This window comes from Pedobacter sp. JCM 36344, assembly GCF_046546555.1.
Taxonomy (GTDB): domain Bacteria; phylum Bacteroidota; class Bacteroidia; order Sphingobacteriales; family Sphingobacteriaceae; genus Pedobacter.
In genome coordinates this window covers 18,222-38,325 of record NZ_JBKHKK010000022.1, presented here as the reverse complement: position 1 = coordinate 38,325, position 20,104 = coordinate 18,222, and the positions used below count along the sequence as shown (strand labels likewise).

The following is a 20,104-nucleotide window of genomic DNA, read 5'->3' as shown; positions in this document are numbered from 1 at the left end:
GAAACAAATAATTTCATAATAATAACATATTAATTTTGTAATTATTATTTTAATTTAATTTATTTACTTTCATTATAAGAAACGACTACCATCGATCCTCATTCCAAGTTTACTTTAACGAGCAGGCTGTGGTCTGAACAACTAGGAAACAACTAGGTAACTCAGAGCACACTCGTTGGGCAAAAGCATGCCTTTTCCCAACGAATGCGCTCTTTATCCCCTGTTAGTGCGCCGTTAGTGCAGTAGCAGGGCATTTTTTTTCATCAAGAGCTGGACAACAGATATAGGGGTTTAAGCTAGTCGCCAGTGGAGAAAAATACTTAAAAGACGGTAGGAGAAAATCGGAATTTCCGATTTTCTCCTATAAGCATCTTAGATAGCCTCACGAAGCATTAATGATAATTGTAAATACCATTAATCATCGCCACCCCGCAAGTAGTCTCAAAAGCATTGCGGACACTCTCTGGAGTTCGGGTTCCCCATATGTTCCACATCAGACCCTGAGAATTACGAATAGACCATGCCTGAGTCGCATTGGCATCCAACCATGGCCCGTAATTAGTTGCGGTACCTGTGTTTTTTACAAACAGCGTTGCCCAACGTGCGAAAATACTTTTCATGCCTTGCGTGTCTGCGATACCGTTTTCATCCTTCAATATCCCGCCGGATGTATTGCACATGCTACTCCTCGCATAATCCATGGCTTTGGTACCCATTGCCAGATAATTAGTTGATGGATAATCGGCACGCAACAGATCACATGCACCAATAAAAGTTCCCTGAGTGTAAGAAAGTGCACCTTCGGTAATGGTACCGGCCGCATTAATGGCACCTTTAACTTCGCCGGTAGATGAATCGTAAAGCTTAAGAACCATCCAATCCATAATTTGCTTTGCCTTGGTTTTATAGCTTACATCACCAGTAGCCTGGTATAAAAGCATTGCGCAGATAACAGCTGGTGCATTTACACAAGTATTTTTTGTTTGATTGTTTGTAGTCCACCATAGGCCGCCACCCAAAGTCTGGGTATCCCAGGCACGGTTCCACATCATGTTGAAATTATTTTTTGCCATATCCAACATTCCACCGTCGTTGGTTATTTTAAAGGCCCTGACACACATGATCGCCCCCCAAACAATATCATCGTTATATATATTGTTAGACCAAAGGAGACCATAACCATCCCTTACACCATTATATAGATAGATAATCTTATTCTTAAGGTCAACACTTGGATTGATATTGTAAGCATCTATAAGCATCTCAATTGCCTCCTGCTGCGTCCAAAAATCCATCCTTCCGGTATGGTTGTCATCCTTCCAATAATAAGCCTTGTAAGAAGAGCCATAAGTACCGTATTGATTGTAGAAGTGATTGTTGTAAACCTGCATGGCTAGTAATGCTTCGGCTTTAGTGGGGATTGAAACAGCTGCTAATGCAGAAACATTGGACTGGCCATCAACCGCCCTGAGCGCGGTAGCATATGTCTCTGGGTTGTCTTTTTTACAACCGGCAAATAGAATACCACATCCCATCACGATAATAGCTAAAAGTTTTGTTGTACTGCTAAGGGATTGCGCACAAGAATAGGTAATCCTAGGCGTTGCATTGTTGTTCATGTTCATAATTTGAATTTTAAGGAATTTATATTTGGTTAATATACTTGTATAACGATTATTTCATCAAGCTTGTTTTGCTTGTGACTTTTAATTTCAAGTTACTATTTTAACTGCAAATTATCACTATCCAAATATCTGTACAGCTCCCATGTAGAATACCCACCTAATGCTCGGTATCAAACCTGATTTTAATTCCAATCGGAATGAAGTTCCAGTTTATTTGAAATGCAAAAGTAGCTATTGCTGTGACGTGGTTTGGAAATCTTAGAACGTTTCTAAATAGATTATTTATCGGTATTTTATGGTGATGGTTAACGAATTAATTCTTTTATTAAATACTTTTGCACAACAAAACTAAAATATAATTTCATAATGGCTAGTTTCGGAAACGCTTTTTCCTCCTCTATAGGAAAAAAATTAATAATGGGTATTACCGGCCTGTTCCTCGTCTTATTCCTCATTGTTCACTGCTCTATAAATGCATTGATTTTCTTCAATGATGGAGGTATAACATTTAACACTGGGGCACATTTTATGGCCAGCAACTGGATCATTAGGGCTGGGGAGATTGTGTTATTCATTGGCTTATTAGCACACATTTTTCAGGCTTTACGGCTAACACTTGCTAATAATAAAGCTAGACCTGTAAAGTATGCGGTAAATCAGGGTAGTGCAAACAGCAAATGGTACAGTAGGTCAATGGGCTTATTGGGTACGCTGTTGCTGATCTTTTTAATTGTTCACTTATCTAACTTCTGGGTTGTATCCCGTTTTATCGGTATACCTACAGTTGATGCGGATGGACATGAAGATTTGTTTGCAGTCATGAAACTTACTTTCCAGGATTTATGGATTGTGGTGCTTTATACACTGGCGATGATTTCTTTATGTTACCATTTATTGCATGGTTTTGCTTCTGCATTTCAGACTTTAGGTTGGAATCACAAAAAATATAATTCCATCATTAAAGGTGTGGGAATTTGGTATTCAGTTATCATTTCCATTGTTTTCGCTGCAATGCCTATTGCAATTTACGCAGGTTGGATCAGTTAATATTAGAACGTAAGAATATGTCAGATTTGAATTCAAATATACCGGAAGGCGAATTAACCGAGAAATGGACTAAGTTTCGTTCTTCTGTTGCCTTGGTCAATCCATCAAATAAGAGAAGTATAGAAGTTATTGTAGTTGGCTCAGGATTAGCGGGTGCTTCGGCAGCGGCTACTTTAGCTGAAATGGGTTATAAGGTTAAATGTTTTTGTTTCCAGGATTCACCAAGAAGGGCACACTCTATTGCTGCTCAGGGAGGTATCAATGCTGCGAAAAACTATCAGAATGATGGAGATAGTACTTACCGTCTATTTTATGATACTATAAAAGGTGGTGATTACCGTTCCCGTGAGGCCAACGTGCATCGTCTTGCAGAAGTAAGTGTGAATATCATTGACCAATGTGTTGCTCAAGGTGTTCCTTTGGCGCGTGAATATGGTGGCTTGCTGGATAACCGTTCATTTGGTGGTACACAAGTTCAGCGTACATTCTACGCAGCCGGACAAACTGGTCAGCAGTTGCTGCTTGGTGCGTATTCCGCGCTTGAGCGTCAGATTGGAATGGGTAAGGTAGAAATGTTTACCCGTCATGAGATGCTTGAGGTCGTTACGATTGACGGTAAAGCACGCGGTATTATTGCGCGTAACCTAATGACTGGTGAATTGGAGCGTCATTTCGGCCATGCTGTAGTTTTAGGAACTGGTGGTTACGGTAACGTATTCTACCTTTCAACTAATGCGATGGGAAGTAATGTTACAGCTGCCTGGAAGGCGCATAAACAAGGCGCATATTTCGCTAATCCTTGTTATACCCAGATTCACCCTACCTGTATTCCGGTATCTGGCGATCATCAAAGTAAATTGACCCTGATGTCTGAGTCTTTACGTAATGATGGACGTATCTGGGTGCCAAAAATGAAAGACGATACCCGTAAGGCATCTGAGATTCCTGAAGAAGAGAGAGATTATTATTTAGAGCGTCGTTACCCTGCATTTGGAAACCTTGTACCACGTGACGTGGCGTCTAGAGCAGCGAAAGAACGTTGTGATGCAGGTTATGGTGTGGGAGCTTCTAAGTTGGCAGTGTATCTTGATTTTAAAGCGAACACTGAGCGCTATGGTAAAATAGAGGCTTCAAAAATGGGTATTAGTAACCCTGATAAAGAAACTTGCATGCGTTTGGGAACAGACGTAGTTAAAGAGAAATACGGTAACCTGTTTGATATGTATGCGCAGATCACGGGAGAGAATCCATATGAAACCCCAATGAGAATCTATCCGGCAGTACATTATACAATGGGCGGACTTTGGGTTGATTACAACTTAATGACCACTGTGCCAGGATTGTATTGTACAGGTGAGGCTAACTTCTCAGATCATGGTGCAAACCGTTTAGGCGCCTCGGCATTGATGCAGGGATTGGCTGATGGTTACTTCGTGTTACCATATACGATCGGTAAGTACCTTTCTCAAGAGATTTCAGTAAAAGCCATCCCATTAGACCATCCCGCGTTTGTTGAGGCAGAGGCAAGAGCTAAAGGAGTTTTAGATAAGTTGATCAATATCAAAGGAACTAAATCTGTAGACCATTTCCACAAACGTTTAGGTCACATTATGTGGGAGAAATGCGGAATGGCTCGCAGTGAAAAAGGGCTGAATGAGGCGATAGCCGAGATCAGAGCCCTAAGACAAGAGTTCTGGACCGAGGTTCGTATTCCAGGTTCAACAGATGAGCTGAACTCTGAATTGGAAAAAGCAGGAAGAGTAGCAGATTTCATCGAACTTGGAGAATTAATGTGTATCGATGCTTTAGACAGAAATGAAAGCTGTGGTGGTCACTTCAGGGAAGAATATCAGACGGAAGAGGGTGAAGCATTACGTGATGATGTTGACTATGCTTACGTGGCAGCATGGGAGTTTAAAGAGGGTGTTAATTTCGAACTCCATAAGGAAGAGCTGAAGTTTGAAAACATCAAGGTGGCACAAAGAAGTTATAAATAGCAGTACTAAATCTCAATATTATGAGTACAGGAAATATGAACTTAACGCTGAAAGTTTGGCGTCAAAAGAATAACAAAGCTAAAGGCGCTTTGGTAGACTATAAATTATCTGATATTTCACCTGACATGTCCTTTTTGGAGATGTTTGATGTTCTGAACGAGCAATTAATTAACAAGAACGGTGAGCCAGTCGCTTTTGATCATGATTGTCGCGAGGGTATCTGCGGTAGCTGCTCAATGTTCATCAATGGACGTCCGCATGGGCCGAAAGATCGGGTAACTACTTGTCAGCTGCACATGCGTTCATTTAAAGATGGCGATACGATTGTTGTTGAACCATGGAGAGCTGCGGCTTTCCCGGTGATCAAAGATCTTATGGTTGACAGAACTGCATTTGACAGGGTTATTGCTTCTGGTGGTTTTATCTCCGTAAATACCGGAAATGCGCAGGATGCAAATTCATTGCCAATTCCAAAGAAACAAGCGGATTCTGCTTTCGAAGCTGCAGCTTGTATCGGATGTGGGGCATGTGTTGCTACCTGTAAGAATGCATCAGCTATGTTGTTTGTGTCAGCTAAGATCTCCCAACTTGCTCAACTTCCTCAAGGCCAACCTGAAAGGTACCGTAGGGTACAAAGCATGGTTGCTCAGATGGATGCGGAAGGGTTTGGTAATTGCACAAATACTGGCGCTTGCGAAGCCGAGTGTCCTAAAGGGATTTCTTTGGAGAACATAGCCAGAATGAACAGAGATTTTTATTCTGCAAAATTTGTATCTGAAGAAGATATTTAATAAATTTATAAAACGAGACAAGGTATTATGCACAAAACCCCGGCTAAATTAGCTGGGGTTTTGTGTTAGAAACTTTATTTTGAGAGTGTAAAAGATATCGGAATATTGTATTTAACCCTAACAGGTTTTTTGTCTAACAGACCAGGGATCCAGTGAGGGGATAATTTTATCACCCGGATGGCTTCTTCATCGGTACCTCCACCGAGTTTTCTGTCCACTTTAATATTAGTTAGCTCCCCGTCCTTTTCAACGGTAAATGATAAAAATACTTTGCCTTGAATGTTTTTATCCTGAGCTTCCTTAGGGTATACTACTGTTCTTTTCAGGTACTGATAAAACTGTGCCATTCCACCTGGAAAAGTAGGTTGCTGGTCAAGGCTTACAAAATCATAAATCTTATCTTCCTGAGTGGGAGAAGCTACAAAGTCGTAAACTTGTTGCACAGAAGAACTTGATTTCTCTCCTGTTGTGCCGCTATTGGGGGTTGAAGATGCAAGACTGAAACTGATAGGTATATTATATTTAACCCGTACCACATTACCATTTTGAATACCAGGCTGCCATTTCGGGCTTGCTTCAAGTACTCTAACTGCTTCTTCGTCAGTGCCTCCCCCAAGTTTTCTATCCACTTTAATATCCATTAAGCTTCCGTCCTTTTCTACGACAAAAGATAGAAATACTTTTCCTTCCAGCTTACTTGCTTTCGCCTCAGCAGGGTAGCGAAGATTCTGTTTCAGATAGTTGTAGAAATTATTCATTCCACCTGGAAAAGTTGGTTGAGTCTCGAGGGAAACAAAATCATAAACCCTTACATCATCAGGATCGTTCTTTGCGGTAGTGGTTTTAGGACTATAGCTTCGGATAACAATTTCACCTACGTATGTGTAACCTTCTGGTTGTTTTATGTCCTTATTCTTTTGCTGGCCCGTAACGCCATTAAGAAGGAAACTTGTTTTAATGACATATTTACCGTCTGGTATAGTTTTGAAGTCTGGATAGGAAAGAACTCTGCTCATCACTTCTGCATCAGTTCCGCCGCCCAGTGAAGGGCCTCCTACACTTACTCCTTGAAGTTCTCCATTTAGTACACCAAACTGGGTGAGGGTATATCCTTGTGTTTGATTTACAGTTGCTGCTGCTGGATACCTTATGCTTCTTTTAAGGTGATCCATTAAGCCAGACCATCCAGGAGCGGATTTCTGTCCTAAATCTTGTGTTGGTAAATTCCCATTTAAAATAACAACGCTTTTTGAATGTGGTGTCGAAACTGCTGTGAGCGTCTCCCTTCCACTTCCAGATATTGCATCTTGTATAATACTTAATGGTTCAGATAATGGAAGCTTCTCGGCAATAGCCAGAATCTTTTCATTTTTACGAATCGTTGCAGATGACATGACCAAAGCGACGGCGAATAATGGTAAAAACAGGCCATATTTCAATACAGCGGTTTTTTTAGATCTTTGTTTGTGTAGCATGTAAATTCTTTTTTTAATAAGTGACTTGTTAAAAAAACTATTAGTTAGGTTGCTTGGAGTTACTCCAAACGCACTGCTCAACAACAATAAAGCATACTGTTCTTTGTCACCCTGAAACTTGGCAGCGGCTTCGTCTGCAAGATATTCATGGATGTTTTTAATACTATGCTTATAAAAATAAATGATCGGATTAAACCAGGTAATGATCCCCAGTACCTCGAAGAAGATTACATCTAGAGAGTGTAACTGCCGGACATGAATTTCTTCATGACTATTAATCGTGGAGAATTCAGGCAAGCTTACATCAATCACTTTTTTTCCAAAGAATGAGAATGCAAAGCCCTTATCTCCTCGTTTCAAAAGAATTCTGACTGAAATTAACTGCATTACAAACCGAACTAGAAAAAACAATACTCCTGCTACATATAAAAATGCCAATGCGTTTCCCAACGTTATTCTGTTTACATTTTCTTGAACAATAGCAACAGAGATGTAGTCATTCATTTGACCAACGCTCGTATACATCGGTTGCGCTAATGGCTGCCCGATAAACCATTCAAACCTTAGGAATGGTAGTGAGGCCGAAAGCAAGCCCGCAGATACCAGATATATCCTATTGAGGGTAAAATAAGTTTCTTTGTCTAACAAGAACTTGTAGAAGCCATAAAATACAATTAAGTAGATGTTGACCTGGAGGATGTAATGTGCCCAACTCATTTCTCTTTATTTTTAAGTTTACTGATCATTTTTAAAATCTCATCAACGTCGCTTAAGTCTAGCTTTTCTTCTTTTACGAAGAAGGAAAACATGCTCTCCACTGAGTTTTCAAAATAATTGCCCAAGAGCTTATCTGTCGCGTGACGTTTATAATCTTCTTTGCTGATCGTGGGATAGTATTTATGAGCCTTTCCAAACGTTTCATGACCAATAAACCCTTTAACTTCCAATATCCTTATAATTGTCGACACTGTGTTGTAAGCGGGCTTAGGCTCAGGAAGAAAGTCCATAACGTCCTTAACAAATCCTTTTTCTATCTGCCATACAATTTGCATGATCTGTTCTTCTGCCTTTGTTAAATCCTTTAATTCCATATCAACTTTTTTTAATTGTTATCTGATCCGTCATCAGCATAATGCGCATTACCTGTTATAACTAAAACCTTAGTGTAAACTTAAAACTAATAATTTAGTTTTCAAAGTATTTCTTTATTTATTTCTATCCTACAGGTAGTTGTCCTAAAAAAAATACCTATAAACTAATAAAGCTCCCACATTATGGGAGCTTTACCAATTAAAAAAATCTTTAAATTATGGTTTCGGGGCTTCTGGAGCTTTCGGTAATTCTTTTCTAGGAATTTGTTGTGCCCGCTCTGAAGTATTGTAAACGAAGGAAGCAATAATAGTTGCAGATCTTTTGAGATCTTCTTCTACAAGTCTATCGTAAGTGTCTTGATTGCTATGGTGAGTACGGGTATTGTAATCCATAGGGTCCTGAATAAACTGGAAGCCTGGGATGCCCACCGCATCAAACGCTTGATGATCGGTACCACCTGTATTGCTAATGGTAACAGTTTTCGCTCCTATGTCGCCAAACGGTATCAACCATTCCTTGAAAATAGGCCCTGCAGCCTCATTGCCTTGAAGATAGATTCCTCTAATAGCACCAGTTCCATTGTCCAAGTTATAATAAGCGCTAATTTTTTTCTGATCAGGAGTTAAGATCATAGTCTTAGGATCACCATAATGTTTTGCTACATAGCCTCTCGATCCGAAAAGTCCTTGTTCTTCGGAACTCCATAATGCAATTCTGATTGTTCTTTTGGGTTTATAATTGATGTTTTTAAGAATTCTCATGGCTTCCATCATTACGGCAGAACCTGCAGCATTATCTGTTGCACCTGTCGCAGAATGCCACGAATCATAATGGCCGCCAATCATCACTACTTCATCCTTTAGTTTTTTGTCGCTACCGGGAATCTCAGCAATCACATTGTAGCCTTCAGGATCCTGGTTAAAGAATGAAGTTTTAATCTCAACTTCCATCTCTACAGGTTTTGCTGCACGAAGCAATCTTAAAATATGCAGATAATCTTCGGAAGAGACCTCTAGTTCTGGTGATACTGGTTTAGCATCCAATTCATAAGATGCTCCGTTACTTGTGAAGAACGTACCATAACTTCCTCTTGCATAGGTTAAAATCAAACCTACTTTTTCTTCCAACAACATGGTGGTCATCGCAGCTCTGGTCTCTCTCATTTTTAACATTTGAGCCATCATGTTATTGTTTCCAGCAGGACGTTGTGGTCTTTGAGTCTGGGCAGACGCCTGCTCCATCTTAGTAAGCACAGAATCTGTGTGCCTAACCGCATCAGGCTTATAAGTGTTTTGCAAAGGCTGTAGCGTTGTTTGATCAAACATTACGATCTTTCCAGCAAGTTTACCTTTGTATTTATCAAGGTCGGTAATGGTATCTGCTTTGATTAAAATAACCTCCGACTTAATCGGCCCATTCGTTCCAGGAGTCCAGGCTTTTGGCGAAGCGATGATTGCATGGTAATAAGGAAGTGTCGTTGCCGCATAATACTTATCAATCTGCCAGCCTTTACCAAACTTACCCCATGATTCTAAATGAACATTTTTCAACCCCCATTCAGTGAATTGTTTAACTGCCCAGTCTTGAGCTCGTTTTAATCCTGGCGAGTTTGATAGCCTCGGACCTGCAACATCCGTGATTTGGAAAACTATATCCATAACTTTAGAATTTTCGAGCCCTTCTTTACGAATCTTCTGGACAATATCTAGGTTTACTTTCTCTTGAGAGAATACAGATAAGAAAAATCCAAGCGTAAGTGTCGTTAGTGTAAGTTTTTTCATCATAATCAGTTTGTTATTTTGCTAAATCTACTATAGTATGCTAAATAATTCTGAATTCTATTATTATTTTTACACGGCTTCCTGAAACAGAAAATGACGAAGTGTGTGCTCCGCCATTTTCTAAACTAAAAACTAAACTAAATTACTTTACACTTTTTCTTGCTACGATGAAATATCCAATGATGAAAAATACCAGCGCATAGATCAAACTTGAATAAATATCTCTCGTAAAAATATCATGAGCTCCCTTTGATTTGTTCAACGTTAATACGAGTGTTGGGTGACTGTAGGGAATCAGATATGCATATTCCCAACCTTTACTGGCAACAATTATTCCCATGATCACGCCTATAAATCCAATTCCCATTGGCTTTAAGAAATCTCCCCATATTAAACTGATGATAAATTGGACTGATAATATTCCAAGGGATGATAGGAAGAGTTTCAAATACAACTTTGAGAGCATCTCTACGGGAGAGAACTCATTGAACTTAAACTGACTATTTAATAAATGTAAAAGGTGTCCAAATGCAAAAGTTAGAGCTGCAAATAGGAATAAGCTCAATAATATAAGTAGTACCGCATAAAGATACTTGGCTGCATAAATGGAGAATTTATTAAGAGGTTGTGCGAACAAAGTTTTCCAGGTGTCGTTTTTATGCTCAATATTATTGACAGAAAACGCCATAAATATCACATAAAATGGCAGGATTAGCATGCCCATAATTCCAAGTGCAGTACCACTAAATATGCCCCATAATGCATCAGGTGGATAATTCCTTGCGATTACCTTTTCAGCATTACTAAAAAAACCTATCGTGATTAACCCACAGATAACTAGCGGTAATACTATCGCCGCCCAAAAGGCAAGCGTCTTTCTAGACTTATAGAACTCGGATTGTAAAGATATGATCAGTGAGCGCATGTTAATTGTTTTTGGTGATGTCGAGAAAGAGGTGTTCCAGATCCTTACGAACAGGATAAATGCTTGAAACTTGAAATCCGCTATTTACCAAGATTGCATTTATTCTTGCACTTTCTTCAGAAGAACTAAACAACAAGCTTAATCTCTTAGATTCTGAAACGGTCAAAGCATACCCGTGTTCGGTCAATAGTGCTGATGCGCCAATAATATTTGAGGTTTCAATCTCGAGCGTCGGTTTGCTTAAGTTTTGTAGCTCATCTATTGTTCCCTGGAACAGTAGCTTTCCTTTATTTATGATGCCAACATGTGTCGCAATTCTTTCTATTTCACTGAGAAGGTGGCTTGATACAAGAATCGTTTTTCCATGATTTGTAGCCAAATCAATCATGAGGTTACGAATTTCTATAATTCCATTGGGGTCAAGCCCGTTTGTAGGCTCATCAAGCAAAAGTAACTCTGGGTCAGGCAGTAGTGCCAATGCAATCCCTAAACGCTGTTTCATTCCCAGAGAGTAGTTCGCTGCTTTTTTATTAGCTGCCTCTGTCAAGCCTACTAATTGGAGTAATTCTGCAGCTTTGGATTTATTGAGCCCTAATAAAATGCACCTGTTGATTAAGTTTTCTTTGCCAGATAAATGGCTGTATATGGCAGGTTGCTCTACAAGTGCGCCGAGGCGTTTTAAGCTTTCTATGCGATGCGTGTTAATTTCTTTTCCAAACAGAAAAACAGTGCCTGCCGGCGATTTTAATAGGTTAAGAAGAATCTTAATAGTAGTAGTCTTTCCAGCCCCATTAGGCCCCAGGAAGCCGTAAATACTTCCCTTTTTAACGTGTAGCGAAAGATTATCTACTACCTTCTGTGTGCCAAAATTGTAGTTTAATCCCCGGGTTTCTATAACCAGCTCGCTCATTTATTACTTAGAAAAAGGATTGCTGATCTTTATAAGAGTCGTTTTTGAAGGCGAAGATTTCAAAGCAACCTCATCATCATTATTATTACTGCTAATTGAAGGCGTCATTGTAAATAACATCATGACAAATATTGGTACTAACAAAAGTAGAAATGGCGATACGTTTGATAACTTTTTCATAATTGTTTTGTTTTGATGAAACAAATAGAATCATTAAAAAAATTATGCTAAAATGTTTTAGACAAAGTGCAAAATATCCTAGATAAACGCCACAAATTGAATGTTAAGAGTTTGATTATGCATTTTAGCCGATTCGTAGAAAAAAAATGCCCGTTCGTCGAAAGTCAGGCGTTAAAATACAGATCATTCGCTATTTTGGACCAGTAAATTTTCGTACCACTAACAATAAATGAATAGCAAAGCGCCTTTTACCGTTCACCTGATTTTTTGGCTAATCATTGGCGCATTATTATTTTTCGAGGTGTTCATGAGTAAGGACTCGATAACGGTGTCTTCCTTTGCCATTAAACATGGTTACGCAGCGCTAATAAATATCTCTATTTTTTACATCAATTACACGTTGCTGATCCCTTTACTTGTAAAAGATTCCAAAAGATATGGTCTTTACGTAGTTTGTATCACGCTATTGATTCTGTTCATGACCTTGATTAAGATTGGTATTGACAGCTTCTATTCAAATTTCTTCCTCGCCGCGCTAGATCAAGCAGTGAAGGGAAAGTACATTGAAGTAGCCAAACACGTGGTATTCAATATTTTTATCTCCGGATTTTTCATCGTAGCCAGCTCGCTGATTAGATTTGCGGCAGATTGGATTGGTAATGAAACCACGCAAAAAAATCTTATCCATGAGAAGAAAGAGATGGAGTTACAGTTTTTAAAATCTCAATTGAATCCTCATTTTCTTTTCAATTCCCTCAATAACATCTATTCTTTAGCTTATCAGAAATCGGATAAAACTGCCGATGCAATCTTGAAGCTTTCAGAGATCATGCGTTATATGATTTATGAAAGCAATGATAGCTGGGTGTCCCTCAGTAAGGAAATTGAATACGTACAAAGTTTTATCGAGCTACAGAAATTAAGATTCAAAGACGGTGCGGCTGTAGAGTTTACCCAGAACGGGGAGATTGATGATCAGCAGATCGTGCCATTAATTTTAATTTCGTTTGTAGAAAATGCTTTCAAGCACGGTATTGCTAACGATCCACAAAACCCCATAAGAATCAATTTAATTGCAAATCAAAAGATTCTGCATTTCAGCGTAAGTAATAAAAAAAACAGTTACAATAAAGATCAGATGGGGGGTGTGGGTTTACACAACGTAGAACGCCGGTTACAGTTACTTTACCCGGATCGGTATAAATTAAATATCGTAAATTCGGACACCCATTACACCACTGAGTTAATGCTTGATATATGACAAAGTTAAAATGTATTGCCGTAGATGACGAGCCTCTGGCGCTTGATATTATTGAAGATTATGTCTCTAAAATACCCTTTCTGGAACTTGTTAAAAGAACGGAGAACGCAATTGAAGCACTTCAACTTGTTCAGGCTGGCGGTATCGACCTTGTTTTTCTAGACATCCAAATGCCTGAACTAACCGGTATTCAGTTCCTTAAAATCGCGAATAATAAGGCTAGCTATATATTAACCACTGCCTATTCTCAATATGCGTTGGAAAGTTACGATCTTAACGTTTCAGATTACCTATTGAAACCAATTGCTTTTGATCGTTTTTACAAAGCAGTTGAAAAGGTGCACAACCAGAATAAATTAGCTGAACCTGTCGCCGTGGCGCCGCCAACTCCTGTATCGGCTCCGTTTTCTGCGGGAAACAATGTGCAAGATTTCATCTTTGTAAAAACAGAGCACAAAATTCAAAAGATACAGCTGGATGATATTCTTTACATTGAAGGCCTTAAAGATTATATATCCATATTTACCAAGGCTGAACGCGTAATCACGTTACAGAACATGAAAAAGATGGAAGAGACCTTACCTAAAGGCCAATTTGTAAGGGTTCATAAGTCCTACATCATCTCTTTGGATAAAATAGAAAGTATCGAAAGAAGCAGAATCTCTATTAATGGTAAGATTATCCCAATAGGAGACACTTACAGAGACGAATTCTTTAAGCATATTGACAACAAGAACATCTAGTTCACTATTTTCTTAATCGCCAATTCAGCTTCCATTACCAAATCTTCAGGCATTTTTTCAGCAGGTTCAATTGGGGTTAAAACAGTCCACCTTAGTTGCTCCCCTACGCGAAGTGGATAGGTGCCGTACTTTACAATTTTCCAGGAGTTTTCAATGGCTACAGGCACTATCAAGGCATTTGGAACAACTTTCAACAACGTAGCAATGCCTCCTACCTGAAAAGGCTTCACATGCCCATCTTTAGACCTCGTTCCTTCCGGAAAAATCATCGTAGACCAGGTATTCTCTTTCATTCTTCTGCCCAGCTTGATAATTTCAGAGATGGCTTGTTTGCTGTCTTTTCTGTCGATGTTCGCCCCACCGCCATATTTGAGATTAAAAGAAATTGAGGGTATACCTTTTGTGAGTTCTATTTTGGAAATAAACTTCACATGATATTTTTTTAAGAACCAGATCAGGGCAGGGATATCATAAAGGCTCTGGTGGTTGGCAACAAATATAATCGGACGATCTGTGGGGAGCTCTTGTTCATTTTTAAACGTGACAGAAGAAAGTAAGAATAAGTCCGAATAGGTAAGGAAGAAATTGAGAATATCAACCGAAATCTTATGTGCTCTATAGCCAAAAAACCGGTAGCAGATCCATTGAATTGGATGGAATATAATCAGCGAGAGAAAAAAAGCTAAATAGAATAATGGACTGAATATATAGCCCAGCAATTTGTTCATGGTAATTAGTTAGACTACAAAAATAGTATTTTAGTTTTTAAGATAGCTGCTACAGTCATGCTATCTGTGATTGTTCCATCCATTACCATTTGGTAGGCTTCATCAAATGGAAGTTTTCTGAGTACCAGTTGTTCTGTTTCTTCCGGCTCGGACTCAGTCATCTTTAGTCCTCTTGCTATATAAATGATAGCAAGTTCGTCACTAACAGAATTCGATAAATGCATACGTTGTATTTCAATCCAATCTGTAGCAACTAGGCCGGTCTCTTCCAATAGTTCTCTTTTTGCTCCAACAAGAGGATCTAATCCTAATGGCCCACCCCCTTCAGGGATCTCCCAGCTATAGGCTTGCATTGGATAGCGGTATTGTCCTACTAACCAGGTATTGTTGTCTTCATCTAAAGGAAGCACGCCTATAGCTAGGTTTTTAAAGTGTACTACGCCGTATATACCATGCCCACCAGAAGGGTTTATGACCTGATGTTCATTTACGTTGATCCAGTTGTTGTCATAAACTTCTTTGCGCTCCAGCGTAGTCCATGGGTTATCTTCTTCCATGAATGCAATATACGAAATGTAAGACCTAAGGTATAGCAGGACTGGACGGCGGTGGTACTCTCGCTTTGGTAACCCTCGCAAAGCGATAGTTCAAGCTAAGCGTGACATTGCTGGAATTATTGGTATTGAAGTTCTGTACTCTAAAGTTTGCGCCTTCACTATAAGATGAATTACTAGCACGACCGAATGGATCACTGATGTTTACTCTAGCATTCAGTTTATTCTTCATAAATACTTTCCTTGCACCCATCCAGGTGGTGATAGATCCTTTATTTCTGCCCTGAGCGGAAATGTTGTTATAATAGTTAAAATTGCCTTCAAAAGCAGTCTTAAATGGCAGCTGCATAGACAAACCGATATTTCCACTCAAATTTTTCCCCGTTCTGTTTAAAGAACTGTTCAGATCAGACTTGTAGGATGTCTGACTAAACATAAAATTAGCATTTGTAGAGATCGTTTTATGAGGTCGGTAGTTTCCGGAAAGGATAATGCCGTATTGCTGGTTGGAAGACACGTTGTCAAATGTACTCTCAGAAACACCAGTCTGGTCGACCGACCTAAATCGTTCAATTACAGCAGTCCGACTTGAATACGTCAGTTTAGGATTAAAATTCCATTTCATCCCCCAGGCATTTAGCCCAATGTCCATCTGATGGGTGAGCTCCGGATCAAGATTCGGATTGCCAAAATTAATGTTCAATGGATCCAAATTGTTAATTTGTGGATTGAGGTTATTTTCTCGCGGACGGTTTACCCGCACGCTGTAGGATGAAGTAACATTAAATTTTTTGAAGTTTCTACTAATACTGGCACTCGGAAACACGCTGATATAGGGACTTATATCATAGTTCTCCCCGCTTGACAAGTCGAAATGAACAGCAGTAACTTCAGCCCGTATACCTGCTTTGGCTCCCCAGTTTTTGATTCTCAGGTTGTAGGAGGCATAGCTTGCAAAAATGTCTTCCTTGTATAGAAACTGTGTGCTCTGCTTTTCATTTAACACAAATTGCTGTGTATTGAAATCGAAGTACTGGTTTCTTTGGTCTTTATTGTTATTGCGGTAAGTGTATTGTATTCCCAATTCAATATTATCTCTTCTCTTAACAACTGGTTTATCGAAATCGGCTTTAAATGTAAAGCCGTTGTTCCCAATGTTATCTATATTGTTTTGCAATTGCTGCGCCCGGTTTGCAGGAGTAAAGGTACGGTTGATAATACGGTTGGTCAGGTCATTGTTATCATTATAGGTAACACCTAAGGTCAGCTTACCACCTATTGTATCGATGTTTAGCTCATAGTCTGCATCAACAACGAGTGTGGCCCGTTTAATCTTTCCGGTATTGACTGTGGTTCTAAGAGATTGTTCAATAAGGCCCTCATCTAAAGAGTAATTGTAGCCTCCTCCAAGACTGTTGCTACTATTGTTATTGTAGTTAGTGGATAACCTGAAGTTTTGCTTTTTCGTAATATTCCAATCGAAATTGGCTCGGTAATTACCTCCACCACCCGAATCCCGGAAATCATTAAGGTTATTTTGATAAAACGTAGTGTCAGCTAAAAGGTTCGCCCGGTAACTGGTATTAGTGGTTTTGCGAAGGTTATATTGGTAGGCAGCACCGCCATTTATAGAATAGTTTTTAGACTTATAAGACGCATTCGCATTCGCATTGGTCTTGCCGGTTAACCCAGCAGATCCTCCAGCATTTCCACCAAGTCCAATCTTGAAGTTCTTCTTTAACACAATATTAATAATACCTTCCCCGTCTCCAGAATACCTTGCCGGAGGATTGGTCATCACCTCAATCTTTTCAATGGCGTCAGACGGCAAAACGCTCAGGAGGTCGGCGATATTTGAAGTCATATAATCGGAAGGTTTCCCATCAATAAATATCCGGGTATTCCTTTTACCGGAGATGCTTGCATTTCCATCTAAGTCGACTTCCACCATTGGCACATTTCTAAGAATGTCGCTGGCAGTACTTCCTTCTGCCAATATGGATTGTCCCACATTATAGGTCATCATATCTGCTGCATATTGGATCAGTGGCTTCTCCGCAGCAATAGTTACTTCTTGTAAACTGGTTTGGTCAGCAACTAACTTCAGGGTTCCAACTCTTTTCTCAGGATCTTTATCACTTAGCAAAATATCATCTACAATCAATTGCACAAATCCAATATAGCTCACTTTTATCCTGTAGGCCCCGTATTTTAGGGAGCCTATTTTAAATACCCCATTTTCATCCGTAGGAGCGGTCACAATAGGTTGCTCTGATCCTGATGCATAAACTGCAACTACCGCCGAAGGTATGGGTAAGGCGCCAACCTGTTCAACAACTTTACCCGAAATCACGCCTTTGTCGGCCGCAAATAGCTGCGTACACATTAGTAAAACGGAAAAGCTGATAAACATTGCTTTCATATTCTTTCTGAATTAGAAGGACTCCTCATCTGAGCGGCTCTCCTGTTGTGTTGGTTTCTTCTTAGCATTATTAAACACCGTTTTTCCGAAGCGGTAAGAATAGGTTAAGTTAGCCATTGTACCCTGCATTCTGCGGCTAAAGTCGATGTCGGTAGTTCCTGTGTTAGTAGTCATCGTCCATCTCCTGCTATTGAACACATCTCTTATGTTTAAACTTAACGAAGATTTTTTGTCTTTGAAGTCGTATTTCGCGCCGGCATCTAGTCCGAAGTTAGCATTTCTTGTACCCTGCGCCATAACCTCTGATGCTCTATAATCTGCCTTAACCTGAAGGGTAATGCTATATGGTAAAACAAAGTTGTTCGTCAAATTGCCATTCCAGCTAAAACCTGAATTTTCTATCACACCGAATGCAGGCACTCCTTCAATTTTGCTTTGGTATAAATTTACATTACCAGTAAAATTCCAAGCCTTAACTACATCAACTCTTGCAATTAGTTCTAAGCCGCTATTAATACTTTTTGTTAAGTTTTGTGGGGTAGTAATGGTGATGCCTTCTGCATTTGGATCAGATCTTACCCTCTGTATCACATCATTAGTCTGGCGTAAATAAGCGCTCGAAGTAAACGTCACTGCTTTCCAAAACTTGCTGTAACTTAATTCAAAAGCATGAACGTCTTCTGGTTGTAAATTTGGATTACCCTGACGGTAGTTCAATGGGTCTGAAACATCAAGGAAAGGGTTTGTATCCCAGCCTCTGGGTCTATTTACTCTTCTGCTATAGCTCAATTGAACCTGCTGATCTCCTTTAAGTTTCTCAGTTAAAAAGATACTTGGATAAAGTCTGGTATAGGCAACCTTGCCGGGATTATAAGCTAGCTGACCATCTTTTTGATAGATCCCCAAACGTGTATCTAATGTTGCATCCTCTCCTCTTAAACCGATCTGATAACCAAAATTCTTGATCTGGTTTTGAAAATTAAAATAGATAGCATGAACCTGGTCTTTGCTATTAAATAGGTTGCTGAGGGCAAGATTAGTAATGAAATCACCAGTAAAAACGTCAGAATTCTTCGCAATCTGATTGCTTTCAGAGAATCTGATCTGACTTCTGTACCCTGCCTCAATCTTGCCAAATTGTCCTAGTGGCAAAGTATAATCTGTTTGAATATTATAGTTTTTATTATATCCATAATTATCATTATCCTGAATATTCAGGAATGAATTAACTGGCGCACCATTTATGTTGTAGATATCGGTATTGTAGATTTGTGTGTTGTCATTAACGCCCTCAGAAAAGCTTAGATTAAAAGTCAGTTCCTCTTTGGGTTTAGCAAACTTTAATCCGTAATCGAGATTTAAGTCGTAACTACCTCCGGTTCCAGTGTTTGTGTTATTCCTGTTGCTCAGTTGTAGAGGGCTTCTATCCGCGTATAACCTGTTGATAGTTAACAATTCTGTCCTGTCATTATCCCTCACATTAAAACCGCCTGAAAAGCTTAGTACGCTTTTATCAGTTACGTAATAATCAACACCCGCTTTGAAGTTATGTCCTTTATCCAATGATCTTGAATCCGTAATCTGATCCGCAAACCCGTTCGGAATTCCCTGTGCTGACCCATCCAAATAGGTAATGTTGTTATAACCGCCACCGAAACGGTTGCCATATCTGTAGCTATAGTTTCCAAATAAATTTACTTTACTGTTCTGGAAACTAAGGTTAGTATTCGTATTGTAATTTTCCCTATTACCAGCAGTTAATGCCACTGAACCATTCAAGCCTAATTTTTTGTTTTTCTTTAATACGATATTGATGATCCCAGATTGGCCTTCAGCATCATACTTAGCAGATGGGTTAGTGATCAATTCTACACTTTCGATCGAACTTGCCGGAATAGATTGAAGAATTTGAGCGACATTTCCGCCAGCAATTAGTGAAGGTTTTCCATCAATTAATACACGAACGCCACTAGAACCTCTAAGGCTAACATTACCGTCAATGTCTGTCTGTATAGAAGGCACATTTTGAAGTAGATCAGAGGCGGAACCACCTTCGCTTACTAAACTTTGGTCTACGGAAAATATCTTTTTATCTATTCCCAATTGGATGGTAGATTTTGGTGCGGTGATCGTTACTTCACTAAGCGCCGTTCCTTTAGATGGTTTCATGTTAATGGTGCCGAGCTTAATCTCTTTCAGGGCATCTGAAATGGAGATGGAATCTCTAACCATTGTTTGATAACCGAGATAGCTCACTTTAAAACTAAAAACACCTTTAGGTAAACCGGTTATTATCAGATTTCCATCAACATCAGTTTGTGCGCCTTTTACTACAGCTTTAGTTTTTCTATTGATTACAATTGCAGAAGCAAAGGGAATAGTTTGATTGTTGGAAGCATCTACAACTTTTGCGGTGATTTTACCTTCACTAGTAGTAGTTTGGGCGTTTAGGGTAACGACATTGGTAAAAATAGCAAGTGTTAATAGCAAAACATTGCGTGTGTAATTCTTCATCTCGGATCTTTCTTTCTTATTTTTTATGGAGAGACAAAGAAACGGCCAGTTGGTTTAAT

15 protein-coding genes are annotated in these 20,104 nt (G+C 39.3%); 5 read left to right on the top strand and 10 right to left on the bottom strand.

The genetic code is table 11. The features are described from left to right. Nucleotides 1-392 precede the first annotated feature (392 nt). On the bottom strand, nucleotides 393-1,619 hold the full coding sequence (locus tag ACHFIZ_RS17070) for a glycoside hydrolase family 76 protein (RefSeq protein WP_410888053.1): 1,227 nt from the start codon (nucleotides 1,617-1,619) through the stop codon (nucleotides 393-395). Between the two features lie 372 nt (nucleotides 1,620-1,991). Between ACHFIZ_RS17070 and ACHFIZ_RS17065 the strand changes: the two genes are divergently transcribed. Genes ACHFIZ_RS17065 through ACHFIZ_RS17055 form a run of 3 tightly spaced genes read left to right on the top strand, consistent with a single transcriptional unit; the run spans nucleotide 1,992 to nucleotide 5,460 of the window. After that, on the top strand, nucleotides 1,992-2,672 hold the full coding sequence (locus ACHFIZ_RS17065; RefSeq protein ID WP_410888051.1) for a succinate dehydrogenase cytochrome b subunit: 681 nt from the start codon (nucleotides 1,992-1,994) through the stop codon (nucleotides 2,670-2,672). 17 nt (nucleotides 2,673-2,689) lie between these two features. Further along, nucleotides 2,690-4,669, top strand: coding sequence for a fumarate reductase/succinate dehydrogenase flavoprotein subunit (locus ACHFIZ_RS17060; protein ID WP_410888049.1), 1,980 nt, complete (start codon nucleotides 2,690-2,692; stop codon nucleotides 4,667-4,669). A gap of 20 nt (nucleotides 4,670-4,689) precedes the next feature. After that, nucleotides 4,690-5,460: a succinate dehydrogenase/fumarate reductase iron-sulfur subunit gene (locus ACHFIZ_RS17055; protein WP_410888047.1), complete on the top strand. Its 771-nt coding sequence runs from the start codon at nucleotides 4,690-4,692 to the stop codon at nucleotides 5,458-5,460. Nucleotides 5,461-5,534: 74 nt separating this feature from the next. On the opposite strand, the gene ACHFIZ_RS17050 is transcribed toward ACHFIZ_RS17055, so the two are convergent. The 5 genes from ACHFIZ_RS17050 to ACHFIZ_RS17030 form a co-directional block, all read right to left on the bottom strand. After that, the gene (locus ACHFIZ_RS17050) at nucleotides 5,535-7,652 is read right to left on the bottom strand and encodes a TonB family protein (RefSeq protein ID WP_410888045.1); all 2,118 of its coding nucleotides are present in this window, start codon (nucleotides 7,650-7,652) and stop codon (nucleotides 5,535-5,537) included. Then, nucleotides 7,649-8,026, bottom strand: a complete 378-nt coding sequence (locus ACHFIZ_RS17045) for a BlaI/MecI/CopY family transcriptional regulator (protein ID WP_410888043.1) — start codon at nucleotides 8,024-8,026, stop codon at nucleotides 7,649-7,651. The genes ACHFIZ_RS17050 and ACHFIZ_RS17045 overlap by 4 nt, the downstream gene beginning before the upstream one ends. A 216-nt stretch (nucleotides 8,027-8,242) precedes the next feature. Further along, nucleotides 8,243-9,811 (bottom strand): M28 family metallopeptidase, encoded by a 1,569-nt coding sequence (locus ACHFIZ_RS17040; RefSeq protein WP_410888041.1) that lies wholly within the window; start codon nucleotides 9,809-9,811, stop codon nucleotides 8,243-8,245. 139 nt (nucleotides 9,812-9,950) lie between these two features. Next, a complete protein-coding gene (locus ACHFIZ_RS17035; protein ID WP_410888039.1) occupies nucleotides 9,951-10,733 on the bottom strand; it encodes an ABC transporter permease in 783 nt (260 codons plus the stop codon). 1 nt (nucleotide 10,734) lies between these two features. Further along, nucleotides 10,735-11,643 carry an ABC transporter ATP-binding protein gene (locus ACHFIZ_RS17030; protein ID WP_410888037.1) on the bottom strand — a complete coding sequence of 303 codons (909 nt, stop codon included), beginning with the start codon at nucleotides 11,641-11,643 and terminating at the stop codon, nucleotides 10,735-10,737. A gap of 409 nt (nucleotides 11,644-12,052) precedes the next feature. Here ACHFIZ_RS17030 and ACHFIZ_RS17025 point away from each other — a divergent pair, with 409 nt between their 5' ends. Both ACHFIZ_RS17025 and ACHFIZ_RS17020 read left to right on the top strand, forming a co-directional pair. Beyond that, nucleotides 12,053-13,084 carry a sensor histidine kinase gene (locus tag ACHFIZ_RS17025; RefSeq protein WP_410888035.1) on the top strand — a complete coding sequence of 344 codons (1,032 nt, stop codon included), beginning with the start codon at nucleotides 12,053-12,055 and terminating at the stop codon, nucleotides 13,082-13,084. After that, nucleotides 13,081-13,827, top strand: a complete 747-nt coding sequence (locus tag ACHFIZ_RS17020; RefSeq protein ID WP_410888033.1) for a LytR/AlgR family response regulator transcription factor — start codon at nucleotides 13,081-13,083, stop codon at nucleotides 13,825-13,827. The genes ACHFIZ_RS17025 and ACHFIZ_RS17020 overlap by 4 nt, the downstream gene beginning before the upstream one ends. Here ACHFIZ_RS17020 and ACHFIZ_RS17015 read toward each other — a convergent pair. The 4 genes from ACHFIZ_RS17015 to ACHFIZ_RS17000 are packed head-to-tail and all read right to left on the bottom strand — an operon-like array spanning nucleotide 13,824 to nucleotide 20,045. Next, complete coding sequence (locus ACHFIZ_RS17015) at nucleotides 13,824-14,555, bottom strand: lysophospholipid acyltransferase family protein (protein ID WP_410888031.1); 732 nt, start codon at nucleotides 14,553-14,555, stop codon at nucleotides 13,824-13,826. The genes ACHFIZ_RS17020 and ACHFIZ_RS17015 overlap by 4 nt on opposite strands. A 14-nt stretch (nucleotides 14,556-14,569) precedes the next feature. Beyond that, complete coding sequence (locus ACHFIZ_RS17010; RefSeq protein ID WP_410888029.1) at nucleotides 14,570-15,112, bottom strand: NUDIX domain-containing protein; 543 nt, start codon at nucleotides 15,110-15,112, stop codon at nucleotides 14,570-14,572. Nucleotides 15,113-15,137: 25 nt separating this feature from the next. After that, nucleotides 15,138-17,531 carry a TonB-dependent receptor domain-containing protein gene (locus ACHFIZ_RS17005; RefSeq protein ID WP_410888027.1) on the bottom strand — a complete coding sequence of 798 codons (2,394 nt, stop codon included), beginning with the start codon at nucleotides 17,529-17,531 and terminating at the stop codon, nucleotides 15,138-15,140. A 12-nt stretch (nucleotides 17,532-17,543) separates the two neighbouring features. Beyond that, complete coding sequence (locus ACHFIZ_RS17000) at nucleotides 17,544-20,045, bottom strand: TonB-dependent receptor domain-containing protein (RefSeq protein ID WP_410888025.1); 2,502 nt, start codon at nucleotides 20,043-20,045, stop codon at nucleotides 17,544-17,546. Nucleotides 20,046-20,104 lie beyond the last annotated feature (59 nt).

Excerpts from the sequence above, each read along its gene's own strand:
- ACHFIZ_RS17000 (WP_410888025.1), bottom strand. The coding sequence starts at position 20,045 with ATGAAGAATTACACACGCAATGTTTTGCTATTAACACTTGCTATTTTT.
- ACHFIZ_RS17055 (WP_410888047.1), top strand. The coding sequence starts at position 4,690 with ATGAGTACAGGAAATATGAACTTAACGCTGAAAGTTTGGCGTCAAAAG.
- ACHFIZ_RS17050 (WP_410888045.1), bottom strand. The coding sequence starts at position 7,652 with ATGAGTTGGGCACATTACATCCTCCAGGTCAACATCTACTTAATTGTA.
- ACHFIZ_RS17020 (WP_410888033.1), top strand. The coding sequence starts at position 13,081 with ATGACAAAGTTAAAATGTATTGCCGTAGATGACGAGCCTCTGGCGCTT.
- ACHFIZ_RS17030 (WP_410888037.1), bottom strand. The coding sequence starts at position 11,643 with ATGAGCGAGCTGGTTATAGAAACCCGGGGATTAAACTACAATTTTGGC.
- ACHFIZ_RS17015 (WP_410888031.1), bottom strand. The coding sequence starts at position 14,555 with ATGAACAAATTGCTGGGCTATATATTCAGTCCATTATTCTATTTAGCT.
- ACHFIZ_RS17025 (WP_410888035.1), top strand. The coding sequence starts at position 12,053 with ATGAATAGCAAAGCGCCTTTTACCGTTCACCTGATTTTTTGGCTAATC.
- ACHFIZ_RS17070 (WP_410888053.1), bottom strand. The coding sequence starts at position 1,619 with ATGAACAACAATGCAACGCCTAGGATTACCTATTCTTGTGCGCAATCC.
- ACHFIZ_RS17035 (WP_410888039.1), bottom strand. The coding sequence starts at position 10,733 with ATGCGCTCACTGATCATATCTTTACAATCCGAGTTCTATAAGTCTAGA.
- ACHFIZ_RS17060 (WP_410888049.1), top strand. The coding sequence starts at position 2,690 with ATGTCAGATTTGAATTCAAATATACCGGAAGGCGAATTAACCGAGAAA.
- ACHFIZ_RS17040 (WP_410888041.1), bottom strand. The coding sequence starts at position 9,811 with ATGATGAAAAAACTTACACTAACGACACTTACGCTTGGATTTTTCTTA.
- ACHFIZ_RS17005 (WP_410888027.1), bottom strand. The coding sequence starts at position 17,531 with ATGAAAGCAATGTTTATCAGCTTTTCCGTTTTACTAATGTGTACGCAG.
- ACHFIZ_RS17065 (WP_410888051.1), top strand. The coding sequence starts at position 1,992 with ATGGCTAGTTTCGGAAACGCTTTTTCCTCCTCTATAGGAAAAAAATTA.
- ACHFIZ_RS17010 (WP_410888029.1), bottom strand. The coding sequence starts at position 15,112 with ATGGAAGAAGATAACCCATGGACTACGCTGGAGCGCAAAGAAGTTTAT.
- ACHFIZ_RS17045 (WP_410888043.1), bottom strand. The coding sequence starts at position 8,026 with ATGGAATTAAAGGATTTAACAAAGGCAGAAGAACAGATCATGCAAATT.